Genomic DNA, 14,278 nt, shown 5'->3' on the forward strand with positions numbered 1-14,278 from the left:
GTTAACCGCGAAAGGGCCGGTAAAGGCAAAGTGTAAAGCCTCAGGCAAACACATTCTGTCGCAAGACTGTTGTCAGTTATCGCCAGACTCTCGCCGCAAAGCCAAAGGTGTACACCCGAACGCCCGCAGCATCGCCGCTGAAAAGGCACTTTGCGAGCTATACCCGACCTGCGCCGCTATCTCGCCCATCGGCAGCACGGTCTGCACGATTAGCCGCCGCGCCTTGAGCAAACGCCGCTGGCGAATGTAGTCCATCGGAGTCATCCCGCACTCAGTGGTAAAGCGCGCATGCAGCCGGGCACTGGACAGCCCGGCGATGCGCGCCAGGTCGGCAACCTGCAGCGGGTAGGCAGCATGCTGTTCGATATGCACATCGAAGGACGCATAGGGCAGGCGCTGGCTGGCGTGCACGCTGGCTGCCGCCGTGACGTTGAGGCTGGCCAGCAGCAGTGCCGCGCCTTGCCTGGCGATCAATGGGTCGTGTACAGGGCTGCTCGCCAGCCAGTCCACCAGTTGCTGCTGGCGTTCATCCAGGCCCAGGGCGATGGGGCGGTCGAGCAGGCGGCGGCTGGCATCGGCATGCTCACCCAAGTGCTCGTGCAGCCAAGGCTCCCCAGGCACATCAAGCACCAGGCAATCACTGCCGGCATCGCTGGCGCACGTGTGATGAGCACCCGCCGGGACCACCACCAGCCCCTGCCGATCGATCCCGGCACCATGCCCCTGGACCTCGAACTCCAGGCGGCCGCGCAGGCCGAACACCAATTGCGGGTGTTCGTGGCTGTGGGCGATCAGGCTGTCGCGGTAATGGCGCAGCGAGAGGATCGGGCCGGCGGTCATGGGGGCTTCCTCGCAGGGCGGGCGCCCATTGTGCCTCAATCCCTGCACGCCATCACTCGTCACTGTTTTGCCATGGCGCTGTCATGTACGCCTGCCAGTCTCCAGCAAACTGCGCCGGAGCCTGCCCATGACCCATGCCGAACTGTCCCGCCCCTCGCGCAAGCAACGCGTGCGTACCCTGTGGATCTCCGACGTGCACCTGGGTACCCGCGACTGCCAGGCCGAACACCTGTCGCAATTCCTCAAGGGCTACCAGGCTGACCGCGTCTACCTGGTGGGCGATATCATCGATGGCTGGAAACTGCGCGGCGGGATCTACTGGCCGCAAGCTCACACCAACGTGATCCGCCGGCTACTGACCATGAGCAAGCGCGGCACCGAGGTGATCTACGTCACCGGCAATCATGATGAATTCCTGCGCCGCTACTCAAAGCTGATTCTGGGCAACATTCAGCTGGTAGACGAGGCCGAGCACCTGACAGCCGATGGCCGCCGTCTGCTGGTGGTCCATGGCGATCAGTTCGATGTGATTACCCGTTACCACCGCTGGCTGGCGTTTCTGGGTGACCGCGCCTACGAATTCACCTTGGTGCTCAACCGCTGGCTCAACCACTGGCGTGCGCGGTATGGCTATGGTTACTGGTCGCTGTCTGCGTACCTCAAGCACAAGGTGAAAGGGGCGGTGAACTTCATCAGTGACTTCGAGAATGCCATTGCCCACGAGTGCACCCGTCGTGGTTTTCATGGGGTAGTGTGCGGGCATATTCATCATGCCGAGATCCGCAAGGTGGGTGAAGTGGACTACCTCAATTGCGGGGACTGGGTGGAGTCGTGCACGGCCCTGATCGAGCATTGGGATGGCAGCGTCGAACTGTATCGGCTGGCGGAAGCGCAGGCCGTGGCGGCGTTGCGCGAGCCGGCTTAGGGGCCTCAGATGCTTACAGCCTGAGCTTGCCCAGCAGGATATCCCGGAACATCACGAAATCCCCGGCCAGGCTGTACAGCGGATAGGTAAAGGTCGCTGGCCGATTCTTCTCGAAAAAGAAGTGCCCGACCCAGGCAAAGCCATAGCCGAACACCGGCACGGCCAGCAGCAGCAACCATTTACCACTGCCAATGGTGTAGGCCAGCAGCGCTATCACCAGGCTGGTGCCGACGAAGTGCAGGCGGCGGCAGGTGGGGTTGCTGTGCTCCCCCAGATAGTACGGATAGAACTCGGCAAAACTGCGAAACTGCGCTGTGCTGTTCATGGCAGTGCTCCGGAATTAATACTTCTGGACAAGATACACGGCGTGGAGCCTGATTCGAGTCTAGAGTGACTGACGGGGCCTACCAGTGACAATAGGCGCCAAATGAGTATCCTTGGGGTTCACCGCTGGAGCGGTTGGTAAAAGAAGCCTGTCATGAGCGAAAGAACAACGTCAGCCAGTTGGGCATCAGGGATCGTGAAGGCACTTGAACTGGAAGGGCTGGATTGCAGAGCCATGTTCAAGCAGTTGGGGCTGGACTTTGCCGCCCTCGATGACCCTGATGCACGTTTCCCTCAAGATTCCATGACCCGCCTCTGGCAACTGGCGGTGGAGCTGTCGGGCAATGAGGCCATCGGCCTGAACATGGCACGGGTGGTCCGCCCGGCGTCGTTTCATGTGGTGGGCTATGCGTTGATGTCCAGCCGCACCCTGGCCGAGGGCTTCGAGCGTCTGGTGCGTTACCAGCGCATCATCGCCGAAAGCTCCGATCTCAGTTTCGTCCTCGGCGCCGAGGGCTATTCGCTGATTCTGACCGTGCACGGCGACCACCTGCCGCCGACCCGGCACAGCGCCGAAGCGTCGCTGGCCTGTGCGCTGGCGCTGTGCAAATGGCTCAGTGGCCGGCCGGTCCAGCCGCGGCGGGTACTGGTGCAGGGGCCGCAGCCGAAGAATGTCGAGCCTTACAAGGTGGCGTTCCATTCACCGCTGGTGTTCGGCGCCCCACATGATGCGCTGGTGTTCGAGCGGGCCGACATGGAAGCGCCGCTGCCGACCGCCAACGAGGCCATGGCGGTGCTGCACGACCGGTTTGCCGGGGAGTACCTGGCACGCTTCTCCGAAAGCCGGGTCAGCCACCGCGTGCGCCAGGTGTTGTGCCGCATCCTGCCGCAGGGTGAGCCCAAGCGCGAAACCCTGGCCCAGGCCCTGCACCTGTCGCAGCGCACCTTGCAACGGCGGCTGCAGGAGGAAGGCACCAGCTTCCAGACCTTGCTTGACGACACCCGCCGTGAACTGGCCGAACAATACCTGGCCCAGCCGGGCATGACCTTGCTGGAAACCGCCTATCTGCTGGGCTTTGCCGACCCCAGCAACTTCTATCGTGCGTTCCGCCGCTGGTTCGATGCCACGCCCAGCGAGTACCGCGCCCGTCTGGGCGCGGAGGGCGAAGTGCTCAGTGACGCCAGAACGCCGGCATGCACAACACCAGCACCGTGATGATTTCCAGGCGACCCAGCAGCATGCCGGTCGCCAGAATCCATTTGGCTGCGTCAGGCAGCGTGGCGTAGTTGCCCGACGGGCCGATCACTTCACCCAGGCCCGGGCCTACACCCGAAACCGTGCCAGCCGCACCGGTCAGCGCGGTCATCCAGTCCACGCCCAGCAGCGACAGCAGCAGCGCCATGACACAGATGGTGATGGCGAAGAAGAACGAGAACGTCAGGATCGAACGCACGATGTCTTCGTCGAGGCGATGGCCGTTGTATTTCTGCTTGATCACCGCGCGCGGGTGAATCAGCTGGTTGAGGCTGGCCTTGAGCAGGATGTAGGCCACCTGGAAGCGGAAAATCTTGATACCGCCTGCGGTCGAGCCGGAACAGCCGCCAACGAAGCCCAGGTAGAAGAAAAGCATCAGCGAGAAGTTGCCCCACAGGCTGTAGTCACCCAGAGAGAAGCCGGTGGTGGTGACCACCGAGGTCACGTTCAGCGCTACGTGGCGCAAGGCATCGAGCCAGTGCAGGTCGGTGCTGTACCAATACCAGGTCCCCAACACCAGCCAGGTGGCGACCAGCATGCCCAGCAAGCCTTGCACCTGCTGGTCGCGGATCAGCGCCTTGCGGTTGCCGCGCAGGGTGGCTACGTAAAGGGTGAACGGCAGGCTGCCCATGATCATCACCACCACTGCAACCCAGTGCACGGCCGGGATATCCCATTTCGCCAATGACTGGTCGGAGGTGGAGAAACCGCCGGTAGAGATTGCCGACATGGCGTGGTTTATTGCATCGAACGGGCTCATGCCCGCCCACCAGAAGGCCAGCGCGCCCAGTATCGAGAAGCCGACGTAAACCCCGACGATCGACTTGGCGACCATGTGCGAGCGCGGCATGACCTTTTCCGAGCGGTCGGACGATTCGGTCTGGAACAGGCGCATGCCGCCGATGCGCAGCAGCGGAAGGATCGCCACCGCCATGGCGATGAAGCCGATACCGCCGAGCCAGTGCAGCATCGAGCGCCACATGAGGATGCCCGGCGACATGTTGTCGAGCCCGCTGAGCACGGTGGCGCCGGTCGCGGTGATGCCTGACATGCTTTCGAAGAAGGCGTCGGTGTAGCTGATGTGCTGGGTCAGCAGGAACGGTAGCGCGGCGAACACGCACACCACCAGCCAGCTGCTGACGGTCAGCAGGTACATGTCGCGCGGGCGCAGGTGCACATGCTCGGGGCGCCCCTGCACCACCAGGGCCAGGCCGGCGATGAAGGTGATCAGGCTCGACCAGAGAAACGACGGCATGTCGCCGGTGCGCTCGAAGATCACCAGGGTCGCCATGGGCACGGCCATGCTCACGGCCAGCGTAATCAGGAAGATGCCGATGATGAAACCAATGATCCTTAAGGTCGGCAACGCCATGTGATCTGCTCAGACTCGAAACGGAAGGGCGCCATTCTACCTATGGGTCTGGTGATGTAAACGCTAGAATGGCCGCACATTCAACTGCCAGGAGGGTAGCCGATGGAGGCTCTCGACGCATTGCTCAACCGTGTTTCCGTGCCACGCCTGACCGACCCAGCGCCCAATGCCGCCCAGCGCGAGGCGCTGTTCCAGGCTGCCCTGCGCGCCCCGGACCACGGCCAGCTGCGGCCGTGGCGTTTTCTTACCATCGAAGGCCAGGGTCGCGAGAAGCTGGGCGAGTTGTTCGCCGAAGCCTTGCAGCACAAGGGCGATGCCAGCCAGGCAGCCTTGGACAAGGCCCGTGCCATGCCGCTGCGGGCGCCATTGTTGATCGTGGTGGTGGCCAGGTTGCAGGACCACTTCAAGGTGCCCAAGTCCGAGCAACGCCTGGCGGCGGGCTGTGCGGCGCACGGTATTCTGATTGCTGCGCACGCGCAGGGGATCGGCGCGGTGTGGCGTACCGGTGACATGGCTTTCGACGCCCATGTGCACAAGGGGTTGGGGTTGGCCGAGAACGAGGAGCTGATTGGCTACCTGTATGTCGGCACGCCGCTGACCGAGCCGCGTACGGCGCCGGTGCTGGCAACTGCCGATTTCGTCAGTGGCTGGGGTGAGTAGGGCTGCCTTGGGCTGATTCATGTATCAAGGCTTCTGGCCTCTTCGCAGGTATACCCGCTCCTGCAACAGCATCCACATCCCCTGTAGGAGCGGGTTTACCCGCGAAGAGGCCAGGCGCCGTTACACCCATCAACTGCCTGCCGCTTCAGCCAAGGGCAACTCCAGCCTGGCCACAAACCCACCCTGTGGATGATTCTCCAGCACCAGGCTACCGCCGTGGCGCTCCGCTGCCTTGCGCGCAATCGCCAGCCCCAGGCCATGCCCCGGCGCTGCCTGCCCCGGCGCGCGGAAGAACGGCTCGCCCAGTTGCGTCAGGTGCTCCGCTGCCGCCCCAGGCCCATGGTCACGTACGCTGATCACGATGCGGTCCTGCTCGCGTGCGGCGCTGACCTCGATCGGCTGGCCGACCGGGTTGAAGCGCAGGGCATTGCGCAGCAGGTTGTCCACGGCCCGCTCTATCAGCGTTGGCCAACCCTGCAAGCTCAACCCCGGCTGCGCCTCCAGGCGCACGTCCTGCTCCGGCGCGCTCAGCAGGGCGTCCTTGCGCACGCTGCCGAGCAAGGCATTGATGTCGACCGGTTCGGCATGAGCCTGTTCGGCATCCACTCGGGCCAGGGCGAGGATTTCGCTGATCAGGTCTTCGAGGCGGTCGCACTCGCGGGTCAGGCGTGGCCACAGCGCTTGTCGCTGCTCAGGCTCGGCGCGTTCGGCCAGGGCCAGGGCGATACGCAGCCTGGCCAGCGGCGAGCGCAGTTCGTGGGACACATCGCGTAGCAGTTGGCGCTGGCTGCCAATGGTGCTTTGCAGGCGTGCGCCCATCTTGTTGAAGTCCTTGGCCAGCACGCCAAACTCGTCGCGCCGCGCAGCCAGCCGTGCCAGGCTGTTCTGCTGATAGGTGGTCTGGCCCAGGTCGTGTACGGCGCTGCGCAGGCGGCTTAACGGACGGGTTATGGACAGCGTCACCAGCAGGCTGAACAGGGTCAGCACGACCAAGGCAATGCCCAGTGCGCTGAGAGGCCACAGCAGGCTTTCACGGTGCCAGGCATCCAGCGCCGGGTGGGGAATGCGATAGATCAGCAAGTAGGTTTCGCCGGTGTCGGGGCTGGTGTATTCCTCGGTCAGCCGGCGCCATGGCAAGCGCCGCTGGTCATTGTGCTGGCGCGCTTCGAAGGCTGCCGCACGGCGTGGGAAGGTACCCGGCACCACGGCCTCACCGCTATCGTCGAGCACCTGCACGTCGATCTTGTAGCGGTCCTTGCGTCGTTCCAGAAAGTGCTGGGCCGCCTCCAGGCCTTCCTGCTCATAGTGCTTGGTCCACTTGCTGGCCAGGGTATTCAGGCCCGGGTGGCGGCTGAGGATCCAGGCGTCCTGGTTGAGCATGTGCCCCAGCAGGATCGACAGGCCTGCGACCAGGGTGATGGCCAGCCAGAAACTGGCCAGGATGCGCCAGAACAGAGAACGCAAGTGCACCTCCTAAACGGGAAAAGCCCGGCCCGCAGTGATGCGGACCGGGCAGGGGGCGAACAGCTTACTGGGCCTTGGCGCCTTTTTCAGCTTTCCAGGCCTGGAACTCCTGCCACTCGGCTTTCTTGGCGGCGCGTTCCTTTTGCAGTTCATCGAACTTCTTCTGCTGGTCAGGCTTGAGCAGGTTGCGCACCGCGCTGTCGGTCTTGTCGCGGCTGGCTTTCAGCTCGTCCTTCATGGCCTTCTGGTCGGCGGCCGGCAGCTTGGACAGGTAGCGCTCGGTGATGTCGCGGCGTTGCTGCATCTGCTCGCCCATCAGCTTGCCAATCTGCTGGCGCTGCTCGCGGCTCAGGTCCAGTTGGTGGAAAGGCGCATCACCGCGATGATGCGGGCCGTCGTGGCGCGGGCCGCCGTCAGGCATGGCCATGGCCACGGTCGGCAGAGCGGCAGCGAACATCAGGGCGATAAGGGTCTTGCGCATGGTGTCTCTCCTTTCATAGGCCGGTGATTACCGGATGAGCACAGTCTAGGGAGATCACCGTCAAGCGCAGTCAGGGGAGGGTAAAGGCAACGTAAAGATGATTGGCCCGAGCAGGTAGGGCCTTGTGCCGCGAATGGAGCGCGCAGCGGCACCGGTGTTTTACAGGCAGTAGTAATAGCCACGGCTACGCAATGCCACGATGCGTGGCCGGCCATCGGCGTGTGGGCCGATCTTCTTGCGCAGGTTGCTGACATGCATGTCCAGGCTGCGGTCGTACAGGGTCAGTTTGCGGCCCAGGCCGATCTGCGCCAGCTCCTGTTTGTCCAGCGGCTCGCCGGGCTGACGCAGCAGCGCCTCAAGAACACGGCTTTCGGACAGGGTCAGGGTCATTTCGCGGCCATCGATGCTGACCACGCCGCGCGCAGGGCTGTAGACGAGGTCACCCAGCTCCATCTGGCTGGTCGTGGCGGTGGGGTGGCTGCGGCGCAGCACCGCGCGCAGGCGGGCAGTGAGCTCACGCGGGTCGCAGGGTTTGGCCAGGTAATCGTCGGCGCCCAGTTCCAGGCCGAGAATGCGGTCCAGCGGCTCGCCGCGGGCTGACAGCATCAGCACTGGCAGCTCGGCATGCTCGCTGCGCAGCTGCTTGAGAAGCTCCAGGCCACTGCCGTCGGGCAACATCACATCCAGTACCACGGCAGCAGGGGCATGCTCAGCCAGGGCCTGGCGTGCGCTCTGGCCATCGTGGCAGGCACGCACGGAAAACCCTTCCTGGGTCAGCCAGCTGCCGAGCAGCTCGCACAGTTCCTGGTCATCATCAATCAGTAACAGCTCGCTCATGACTCACTCAATTCAACCAATGACGGCGGTGATTCGGCCCGCCAGTGGCAAAGATACCGCAGACTGATGACCTGAGTATAACTGCTGGTACCGCGCGGCCCTCTTCGCGTGTTTACCCGCGAAGAGGGCCGTGCCGTCTCAGGTCAGGGCAGTACTTGCTTGAACGGCTTGACCACAACCTTGTCGTATACGCCGGCAGCGATGTACGGGTCGGCATCGGCCCAGGTCTGCGCCGCCGCCAGCGACTCGAACTCGGCAACGATCAGGCTACCGCTGAAACCCGCTTCGCCCGGGTCGTTGCTGTCGATTGCCGGGTGCGGGCCGGCCAGCACCACGCGGCCTTCGGCCTTGAGCTGCTGCAGGCGGTCGATGTGCGCCGGGCGGGCAGCCAGGCGCTTTTCCAGGGAGTTTGCGACGTCGCTGGCGATAATGGCGTAGAGCATGTCAATCCTTGGGTTTGGAGGTAGAAGGGTCATCGTGCAGGTGGCGCGACAGGTACACGCCTTGCGCCACCAGGAAGATCACGGTCATGCCCAGGCTGCCGAACACCTTGAAGTCCACCCAGAAGTCCTGGAAGGTGAAGGCGACGAACAGGTTGGCCGCGCCGCAGAACAGGAAGAAAGCGATCCAGGCCAGGTTCAGGCGCGCCCAGATGGCGTCAGGCAGGGTCAGGGCGTGGCCCATGATGCGCTTGATCAACACCCGGTCGCCGATGAAGTGGCTGCCGGCAAAACCCAGGGCGAACAGCCAGTTCACGACGGGGGCCTTCCACTTGAGGAAGGTTTCGCTGTGGAAGGTCAGGGTCAGGCCACCGAACACCAGGCAGGCGATCAACGTCAGCCACTGGCCTTTTTCCAGCTTGCGCTGGCGCAGGAACAGAGCACCGTACACGACCAGCGAGCTGACGATCAGCATGGCTGTGGCGCTGTAGATGCCGCCAAAATCGAAGTGATGGCCGGCGACTTCCATGGGGCGCGGGTCGAGCTTGTAGACGATGAAGAACAGCAGCAGCGGGATGAAATCGATGAATTGTTTCACAATGGCAGCCAGAATCGGGATGTGACGGCATAATAACAAACATCGATTCCAGCGAAAGCGCTCCTCTATGAATGTTGATCTGCACTGTCACAGCACGGCCTCCGACGGCGCCCTGTCGCCTTCGGTACTGGTTGCCCGGGCTCATGAGCACGGGGTGCAAGCGCTGGCACTGACCGACCATGACACCCTCGAAGGCCTGGCCGAAGCGCGCCAGGCCTGCGCTGACCTGGGGATGCGCTGGGTCAGCGGGGTGGAGCTGTCTTGCACGTGGGGCGGCGCGACCATCCATGTGCTGGGCTATGACTTCCCGCTCGACGCACCGCCGTTGCTGGCGGCGATTCAAGCGTTGCACAACGGCCGCTGGCTGCGCGCCGAAGAAATCGACAAACGGCTGGCGGCCAAGGGCATGCCCGGCACGCTTGAAGGCGCGCGCGCCGTGCAACACGAACTGGGTGACAGCGGCAACGCCCCGGCGCGACCGCATTTTGCCGAGTATCTGGTGCGTGCCGGGCACGTCAAGGACCGTGGCGAAGCGTTTCGCAAGTGGCTGGGCGCCGGCAAGCTGGGCGACGTCAAGCAGCACTGGCCGACGCTCGACGAAACCGTTGCCACGCTGAGGCAGTCCAACGCTTGGGTGAGCCTGGCGCATCCCATGCACTACGACCTGACACGCAGCAAGCGCAGGCGGCTGATTGCCGACTATATTCAGGCAGGAGGGCAGGCGCTTGAAGTGGTCAACGGGATGATGCCTGCCGAGCAAGTGGGCACCATGTCCATCCTTGCCCGTGAGTTCGGCCTGCTGGCAAGCGCTGGCAGTGACTTCCACGGCCCCGGCACCTGGGGCGAGATCGGTGCCTATCGGCCTTTGCCCGAGGATCTGCCACCTTTGTGGCGTCGATTCAGCCATGAACAGCCTTTGGCGCTATGAACAGGAAGACTACGTGAGCCAATTTTTCCAGATTCATCCGGAGAACCCACAAGCGCGCCTGATAAAACAGGCCGTCGAGATCATCCGCAAGGGTGGCGTGGTGGTGTATCCGACGGATTCGGCCTATGCGCTGGGTTGCCAGATCGGCGACAAGTCGGCAATCGAGCGGGTACGGCGCCTGCGCGGGCTGGACAAGTCGCACAACTTCACCCTGATGTGCTGCGACATGTCGCAACTGGGGTTGTATGCCAAGGTCGACACCGGCACCTTCCGCTTGCTGAAGGCGCATGTGCCGGGGCCTTACACTTTCATCCTCAACGGTACGCGTGAAGTGCCGCGCCTGCTGTTGCACGATAAGCGTCGCACCATCGGGCTGCGTGTGCCGGACCACGCCATCACCCTTGCATTGCTGGCCGAGTTGGGCGAGCCACTGATGAGCGTAAGCCTGATCCTGCCGGGCGACAGCGAGCCGATGACCGACCCTTACGAGATTCGTGAACGGCTGGAGCACCATGTCGACCTGGTGATCGATGGCGGGTTCGGCGACCTCAAGGCGTCGACCATCATCGACCTCTCCGGTGAGGAACCGGAACTGATCCGCGAAGGTTGTGGCGACCCCACGCCATTTCTGGTCAACGCGTGAGCCAGCTGGAAGCGCTTGAGGCGCCGGCCGAACGGGCCGAGGAGCCTCGGCAACTGCAGCTGGCGCTAGTCTATGGCGAAGCCCTGACCGAGCTGCCGCTGGACCTGTACATTCCGCCGGACGCCCTTGAAGTCATCCTCGAAGCTTTCGAAGGCCCGCTGGACTTGCTGCTGTACCTGATCCGCAAACAGAACATCGACATCCTCGACATCCCTGTCGCCGAAATCACCCGGCAGTACATGGGCTATGTAGAACTGATGAAAAGCGTGCGCCTTGAGCTGGCCGCTGAATACCTGGTGATGGCTGCCATGCTGGCCGAGATCAAGTCGCGCATGCTGCTGCCGCGCTCCGCCGACGTCGAGGAGGAGGAGGGTGACCCACGCGCCGAGCTGATCCGCCGCCTGCAGGAGTACGAGCGTTTCAAGGCCGCCGCCGAGGGCATCGACGAATTGCCACGGGTCGGACGCGAGGTGGTGGTACCGCGCCTGGAAGCGCCGCAGGCCAAGGTACGCAAGCTGTTGCCTCAGGTCAGCCTGGAAGAGCTGCTGGTGTCCATGGCCGAGGTGATGCGCCGCAACGACCTGTTCGAAAGCCATCAGATCACCCGTGAGACCTTGTCCACCCGCGAGCGCATGAGCCAGGTGCTGGAGCGCCTCAAGGGCGGTGCCTTTGTGCCGTTTATCGCGCTGTTTGCTGCCGAGGAGGGCAAGCTCGGTGTGGTGGTGACCTTCATGGCCATTCTCGAGCTAGTGAAGGAATCGCTGATCGAACTTGTGCAGAATGAACCTTTCGCCGCCATTCACGTGCGGCTTCGCCCGGCGCCAGTTGAAGAACCCGATGAACCTGAATGAACCCCGCGACCTGGCGTCGCTGATCGAAGCCTTCTTGCTCGCTTCGGGCAAGCCGCAATCCCTGGAGCGCCTGTACGAGCTGTTCGAGGAGGCCGAGCGCCCTGAGCCCAAGGTGTTCAAGCGGGCCCTGGAGGTGCTGGGCAAGTCGTGCGATGGCCGTGCCTTCGAGCTCAAGGAGGTGGCCAGCGGCTATCGCCTGCAGATTCGCGAGGATTATGCCCCTTGGGTCGGGCGCCTGTGGGAGGAGCGCCCGCAGCGCTATTCGCGAGCGCTGCTTGAGACACTAGCCCTGATTGCCTACCGCCAGCCGATCACCCGTGGTGAAATCGAGGACGTGCGGGGCGTTGCGGTGAACAGCAATATCATCAAGACCATGATGGAGCGCGAGTGGATTCGCGTGGTCGGCTACCGCGAAGTGCCCGGGCGGCCGGCGATGTTCGCCACCACCAAGGCGTTTCTCGATCATTTCAACCTCAAGAGCCTTGAGGACCTGCCGGCCTTGGCCGAGCTGCGCGAAATGGAACCAGAGCCGCAACTCGACCCGGATGATGCACCGGTGCCTGCGCACCTTCAGGCGTTGGCGGATGCCAGCCTTGGGGAGGAGGAGGTTGGTGAGCCGAGAGAGGAGACCAGCTTCCGTAGCCTGTTGGTGGAGCTGGATGCCATGGAAGACGGCTTGAAAACCGATTTTGATGATTTGCGGGGAGAAGAGCCTGAGCCTCCGGCGGAGGAGGAGATCAAGGCGCAGCCCTGATTGATCTGTTGCCTGTGCTGGCCTCTTCGCGGGCACGCCCGCTCCCACAGGGGTATCACAGGTCCCGAAGGTTGCGCGTACCTGTAGGGGCGGGCGTGCCCGCGAAGTGGCCAGCACAAAGCCCATTGGGCAGAAAATCATACCCGGCCCCACAAAACCCTCTACCCTCCAGTGCGTTCCCCTGATGAACCGCGTATGATGCGCGGCCTTTTGGCGCGTTCGTCGCCAGAACCCTGTTTTCATTCCTACACCGGGAGGTGCCCAGATGAGTGAGCAAGACCTGAAAGAAACCGAAATCACCCCGCCATCCGGCGAAAAGCTGCAGAAAGTGCTGGCGCGCATTGGCGTGGGCTCGCGGCGTGATGTCGAGGCCTGGATCAGCCAGGGTCGCATCAAGGTCAACGGCGTCGAGGCTACCCTTGGCCAGCGCGTCGACCTGCACGACGCCATCGCCGTGGACGGCAAGCTGATCAAGCGCGAGGAGGCCGCCGAGGCCACCCGCCGGGTGATCATGTACAACAAACCCGACGGCGAAATCTGCACCCGTGACGACCCGGAAGGGCGCCCGACTGTGTTCGACCGTTTGCCACGGCCAAAAGAAGGCCGCTGGATCAACATCGGCCGCCTCGACATCAACACCACTGGCTTGCTGTTGTTCACCACTGACGGTGAGTTGGCCAACCGCCTGATGCACCCGTCCTACGAGATGGACCGTGAGTACGCGGTACGTGTGCGTGGTGAGGTCGATGACGAGATGATCGAGCGCCTGAAAGCCGGCGTAATGCTGGAAGACGGCCCGGCCAAGTTCACCGATATCCAGAAGGCACCGGGTGGCGAAGGCTTCAACCACTGGTACCACTGCGTGGTGATGGAAGGTCGTAACCGTGAGGTGCGCCGCCTGTGGGAATCCCAGGGCATGGTGGTCAGCCGCCTGAAGCGTGTGCGTTTCGGCCCGGTGTTCCTCAATTCCGACCTGCCGATGGGCCGCTGGCGCGAAATGACCCAGGGCGAAATCGACATCCTCGCCGCCGAAGTAGGCCTGCAGCCGGTTGCGCTGCCAGCCATGAAGCTCAAGGCCAAGGACAAGATGGAGCGCCTGCAGCGCAAGTCGACCCGCCCGCTGGGCCGTGGTGAGCGCGTGCGCAACCTGCGCCCGGCCCACGAAGGTGCCGCGACTGGCGAACGTCCGGCGCGTCAGCCGCGTGAAGAAGCCCCGCGTAAACCCACCCGTGGCAGCACGGTGGCTGAGCGCCCAAGCGAGATGCGCAAGCGTGCGGGCAAGCCTGAGGGTGACAAGCCGGCAGGCCGTGGTCGCGGCAAGCCGCGTGGCTGATAAGCCAGCGTGGTGATCAAGGAACCAGCCTTCGGGCTGGTTTTTTTATGCCTGCGGGAATGTGGCCAAACGGCCCAAGATATTGAACAAAAAGAATTTTCGGACGACTGGCAAGTTCTTGATCCGCCCTGTAAAGAAATCTGTACGAGCCTGGCCGTTTTCAGTCCATGTTTCAGATCAAGCCCGTTCGTGTAAACAAACCTTGCCGGCGCCTCTGTGCCAAAGCCGCCGTCATGGCGCCAGCCACCCTTGCCCAAACCCCCGTCCCCACGGTGTTATAGCCGCCATTGCCTTGTGCACGAGCCCGCCCACAGAGCCGGGCTGACAAAACAACAAATGGAGGCGCCATGTACGCCGATCACTCCGCCTTTGAAGGCCTGTACCACAGGAACGCTGCGTTTTTCCCCGAGGAAACGATGCAACGCGTTGACGCCTGCGCGTTTGCAGGGGTATACAGTGCGCCGCGTTTTACCTGTGACTCTCTTGCGTACCGCGCACTCTTGATCACGCCTGGTTGACTTGCTCCGGCGGCACCTGAGGTCAAGAAACCCAAGGTAACCACCTTGCCCATTC

At 63.2% G+C, this 14,278-nt stretch carries 16 protein-coding genes; 8 read left to right on the forward strand and 8 right to left on the reverse strand.

Going from position 1 to position 14,278, the window contains the following annotated elements; genetic code table 11:
* Positions 1-72: 72 nt before the first annotated feature.
* The gene (locus AC3B5Q_RS06965; protein ID WP_021783433.1) at positions 73-840 is read right to left on the reverse strand and encodes a helix-turn-helix transcriptional regulator; all 768 of its coding nucleotides are present in this window, start codon (positions 838-840) and stop codon (positions 73-75) included.
* Positions 841-967: 127 nt separating this feature from the next.
* Between AC3B5Q_RS06965 and AC3B5Q_RS06970 the strand changes: the two genes are divergently transcribed.
* The gene (locus AC3B5Q_RS06970) at positions 968-1,765 is read left to right on the forward strand and encodes a UDP-2,3-diacylglucosamine diphosphatase (protein WP_021783434.1); all 798 of its coding nucleotides are present in this window, start codon (positions 968-970) and stop codon (positions 1,763-1,765) included.
* A 13-nt stretch (positions 1,766-1,778) separates the two neighbouring features.
* On the opposite strand, the gene AC3B5Q_RS06975 is transcribed toward AC3B5Q_RS06970, so the two are convergent.
* On the reverse strand, positions 1,779-2,090 hold the full coding sequence (locus tag AC3B5Q_RS06975; protein ID WP_003254563.1) for an Mpo1-like protein: 312 nt from the start codon (positions 2,088-2,090) through the stop codon (positions 1,779-1,781).
* A gap of 153 nt (positions 2,091-2,243) precedes the next feature.
* Here AC3B5Q_RS06975 and AC3B5Q_RS06980 point away from each other — a divergent pair, with 153 nt between their 5' ends.
* The gene (locus AC3B5Q_RS06980; RefSeq protein WP_028697761.1) at positions 2,244-3,305 is read left to right on the forward strand and encodes an AraC family transcriptional regulator; all 1,062 of its coding nucleotides are present in this window, start codon (positions 2,244-2,246) and stop codon (positions 3,303-3,305) included.
* Here the strand turns inward: AC3B5Q_RS06980 and AC3B5Q_RS06985 are convergent.
* Positions 3,262-4,716 (reverse strand): TrkH family potassium uptake protein, encoded by a 1,455-nt coding sequence (locus tag AC3B5Q_RS06985; RefSeq protein ID WP_021783436.1) that lies wholly within the window; start codon positions 4,714-4,716, stop codon positions 3,262-3,264. The two genes, AC3B5Q_RS06980 and AC3B5Q_RS06985, sit on opposite strands and share 44 nt — an antisense overlap.
* Before the next feature lie 102 nt (positions 4,717-4,818).
* On the opposite strand from AC3B5Q_RS06985, the gene AC3B5Q_RS06990 reads away from it, so the two are divergent.
* On the forward strand, positions 4,819-5,376 hold the full coding sequence (locus AC3B5Q_RS06990) for a nitroreductase family protein (RefSeq protein ID WP_021783437.1): 558 nt from the start codon (positions 4,819-4,821) through the stop codon (positions 5,374-5,376).
* A 129-nt stretch (positions 5,377-5,505) separates the two neighbouring features.
* Here the strand turns inward: AC3B5Q_RS06990 and AC3B5Q_RS06995 are convergent, their stop codons facing one another.
* The 5 genes from AC3B5Q_RS06995 to AC3B5Q_RS07015 form a co-directional block, all read right to left on the reverse strand.
* Positions 5,506-6,846 (reverse strand): sensor histidine kinase, encoded by a 1,341-nt coding sequence (locus tag AC3B5Q_RS06995; RefSeq protein WP_101196523.1) that lies wholly within the window; start codon positions 6,844-6,846, stop codon positions 5,506-5,508.
* Positions 6,847-6,904: 58 nt separating this feature from the next.
* Positions 6,905-7,321: a Spy/CpxP family protein refolding chaperone gene (locus tag AC3B5Q_RS07000; RefSeq protein ID WP_021783439.1), complete on the reverse strand. Its 417-nt coding sequence runs from the start codon at positions 7,319-7,321 to the stop codon at positions 6,905-6,907.
* Between the two features lie 159 nt (positions 7,322-7,480).
* Positions 7,481-8,158 carry a response regulator transcription factor gene (locus tag AC3B5Q_RS07005; protein ID WP_021783440.1) on the reverse strand — a complete coding sequence of 226 codons (678 nt, stop codon included), beginning with the start codon at positions 8,156-8,158 and terminating at the stop codon, positions 7,481-7,483.
* 143 nt (positions 8,159-8,301) lie between these two features.
* On the reverse strand, positions 8,302-8,601 hold the full coding sequence (locus tag AC3B5Q_RS07010; RefSeq protein ID WP_021783441.1) for a YciI family protein: 300 nt from the start codon (positions 8,599-8,601) through the stop codon (positions 8,302-8,304).
* A gap of 1 nt (position 8,602) precedes the next feature.
* On the reverse strand, positions 8,603-9,196 hold the full coding sequence (locus AC3B5Q_RS07015) for a septation protein A (RefSeq protein ID WP_021783442.1): 594 nt from the start codon (positions 9,194-9,196) through the stop codon (positions 8,603-8,605).
* A gap of 67 nt (positions 9,197-9,263) precedes the next feature.
* Between AC3B5Q_RS07015 and AC3B5Q_RS07020 the strand changes: the two genes are divergently transcribed.
* The 5 genes from AC3B5Q_RS07020 (at position 9,264) to rluB (ending at position 13,705) form a co-directional block, all read left to right on the forward strand.
* Positions 9,264-10,124 (forward strand): PHP domain-containing protein, encoded by an 861-nt coding sequence (locus tag AC3B5Q_RS07020; protein ID WP_021783443.1) that lies wholly within the window; start codon positions 9,264-9,266, stop codon positions 10,122-10,124.
* Between the two features lie 13 nt (positions 10,125-10,137).
* Positions 10,138-10,767, forward strand: coding sequence for an L-threonylcarbamoyladenylate synthase (locus AC3B5Q_RS07025; RefSeq protein ID WP_033730170.1), 630 nt, complete (start codon positions 10,138-10,140; stop codon positions 10,765-10,767).
* A complete protein-coding gene (locus AC3B5Q_RS07030) occupies positions 10,764-11,618 on the forward strand; it encodes a segregation and condensation protein A (protein WP_103444749.1) in 855 nt (284 codons plus the stop codon). Before AC3B5Q_RS07025 ends, AC3B5Q_RS07030 begins: the two co-directional genes overlap by 4 nt.
* Entirely contained in the window at positions 11,605-12,372 is a 768-nt protein-coding gene (scpB, locus tag AC3B5Q_RS07035) for an SMC-Scp complex subunit ScpB (protein WP_103444748.1), read from the forward strand. The genes AC3B5Q_RS07030 and scpB overlap by 14 nt, the downstream gene beginning before the upstream one ends.
* Positions 12,373-12,637: 265 nt before the next feature.
* Positions 12,638-13,705 carry a 23S rRNA pseudouridine(2605) synthase RluB gene (gene rluB / locus AC3B5Q_RS07040; protein WP_103469921.1) on the forward strand — a complete coding sequence of 356 codons (1,068 nt, stop codon included), beginning with the start codon at positions 12,638-12,640 and terminating at the stop codon, positions 13,703-13,705.
* Positions 13,706-14,278: the final 573 nt, after the last annotated feature.

This window comes from Pseudomonas sp. D5(2026) (genome assembly GCF_057766845.1).

What these genes read in the sequence shown, in the direction of transcription:
- AC3B5Q_RS06965 (WP_021783433.1), bottom strand. Translation starts at nt 840, where the DNA reads ATGACCGCCGGCCCGATCCTCTCGCTGCGCCATTACCGCGACAGCCTG.
- AC3B5Q_RS06970 (WP_021783434.1), top strand. Translation starts at nt 968, where the DNA reads ATGACCCATGCCGAACTGTCCCGCCCCTCGCGCAAGCAACGCGTGCGT.
- AC3B5Q_RS06975 (WP_003254563.1), bottom strand. Translation starts at nt 2,090, where the DNA reads ATGAACAGCACAGCGCAGTTTCGCAGTTTTGCCGAGTTCTATCCGTAC.
- AC3B5Q_RS06980 (WP_028697761.1), top strand. Translation starts at nt 2,244, where the DNA reads ATGAGCGAAAGAACAACGTCAGCCAGTTGGGCATCAGGGATCGTGAAG.
- AC3B5Q_RS06985 (WP_021783436.1), bottom strand. Translation starts at nt 4,716, where the DNA reads ATGGCGTTGCCGACCTTAAGGATCATTGGTTTCATCATCGGCATCTTC.
- AC3B5Q_RS06990 (WP_021783437.1), top strand. Translation starts at nt 4,819, where the DNA reads ATGGAGGCTCTCGACGCATTGCTCAACCGTGTTTCCGTGCCACGCCTG.
- AC3B5Q_RS07000 (WP_021783439.1), bottom strand. Translation starts at nt 7,321, where the DNA reads ATGCGCAAGACCCTTATCGCCCTGATGTTCGCTGCCGCTCTGCCGACC.
- AC3B5Q_RS07005 (WP_021783440.1), bottom strand. Translation starts at nt 8,158, where the DNA reads ATGAGCGAGCTGTTACTGATTGATGATGACCAGGAACTGTGCGAGCTG.
- AC3B5Q_RS07010 (WP_021783441.1), bottom strand. Translation starts at nt 8,601, where the DNA reads ATGCTCTACGCCATTATCGCCAGCGACGTCGCAAACTCCCTGGAAAAG.
- AC3B5Q_RS07020 (WP_021783443.1), top strand. Translation starts at nt 9,264, where the DNA reads ATGAATGTTGATCTGCACTGTCACAGCACGGCCTCCGACGGCGCCCTG.
- scpB (WP_103444748.1), top strand. Translation starts at nt 11,605, where the DNA reads ATGAACCTGAATGAACCCCGCGACCTGGCGTCGCTGATCGAAGCCTTC.
- rluB (WP_103469921.1), top strand. Translation starts at nt 12,638, where the DNA reads ATGAGTGAGCAAGACCTGAAAGAAACCGAAATCACCCCGCCATCCGGC.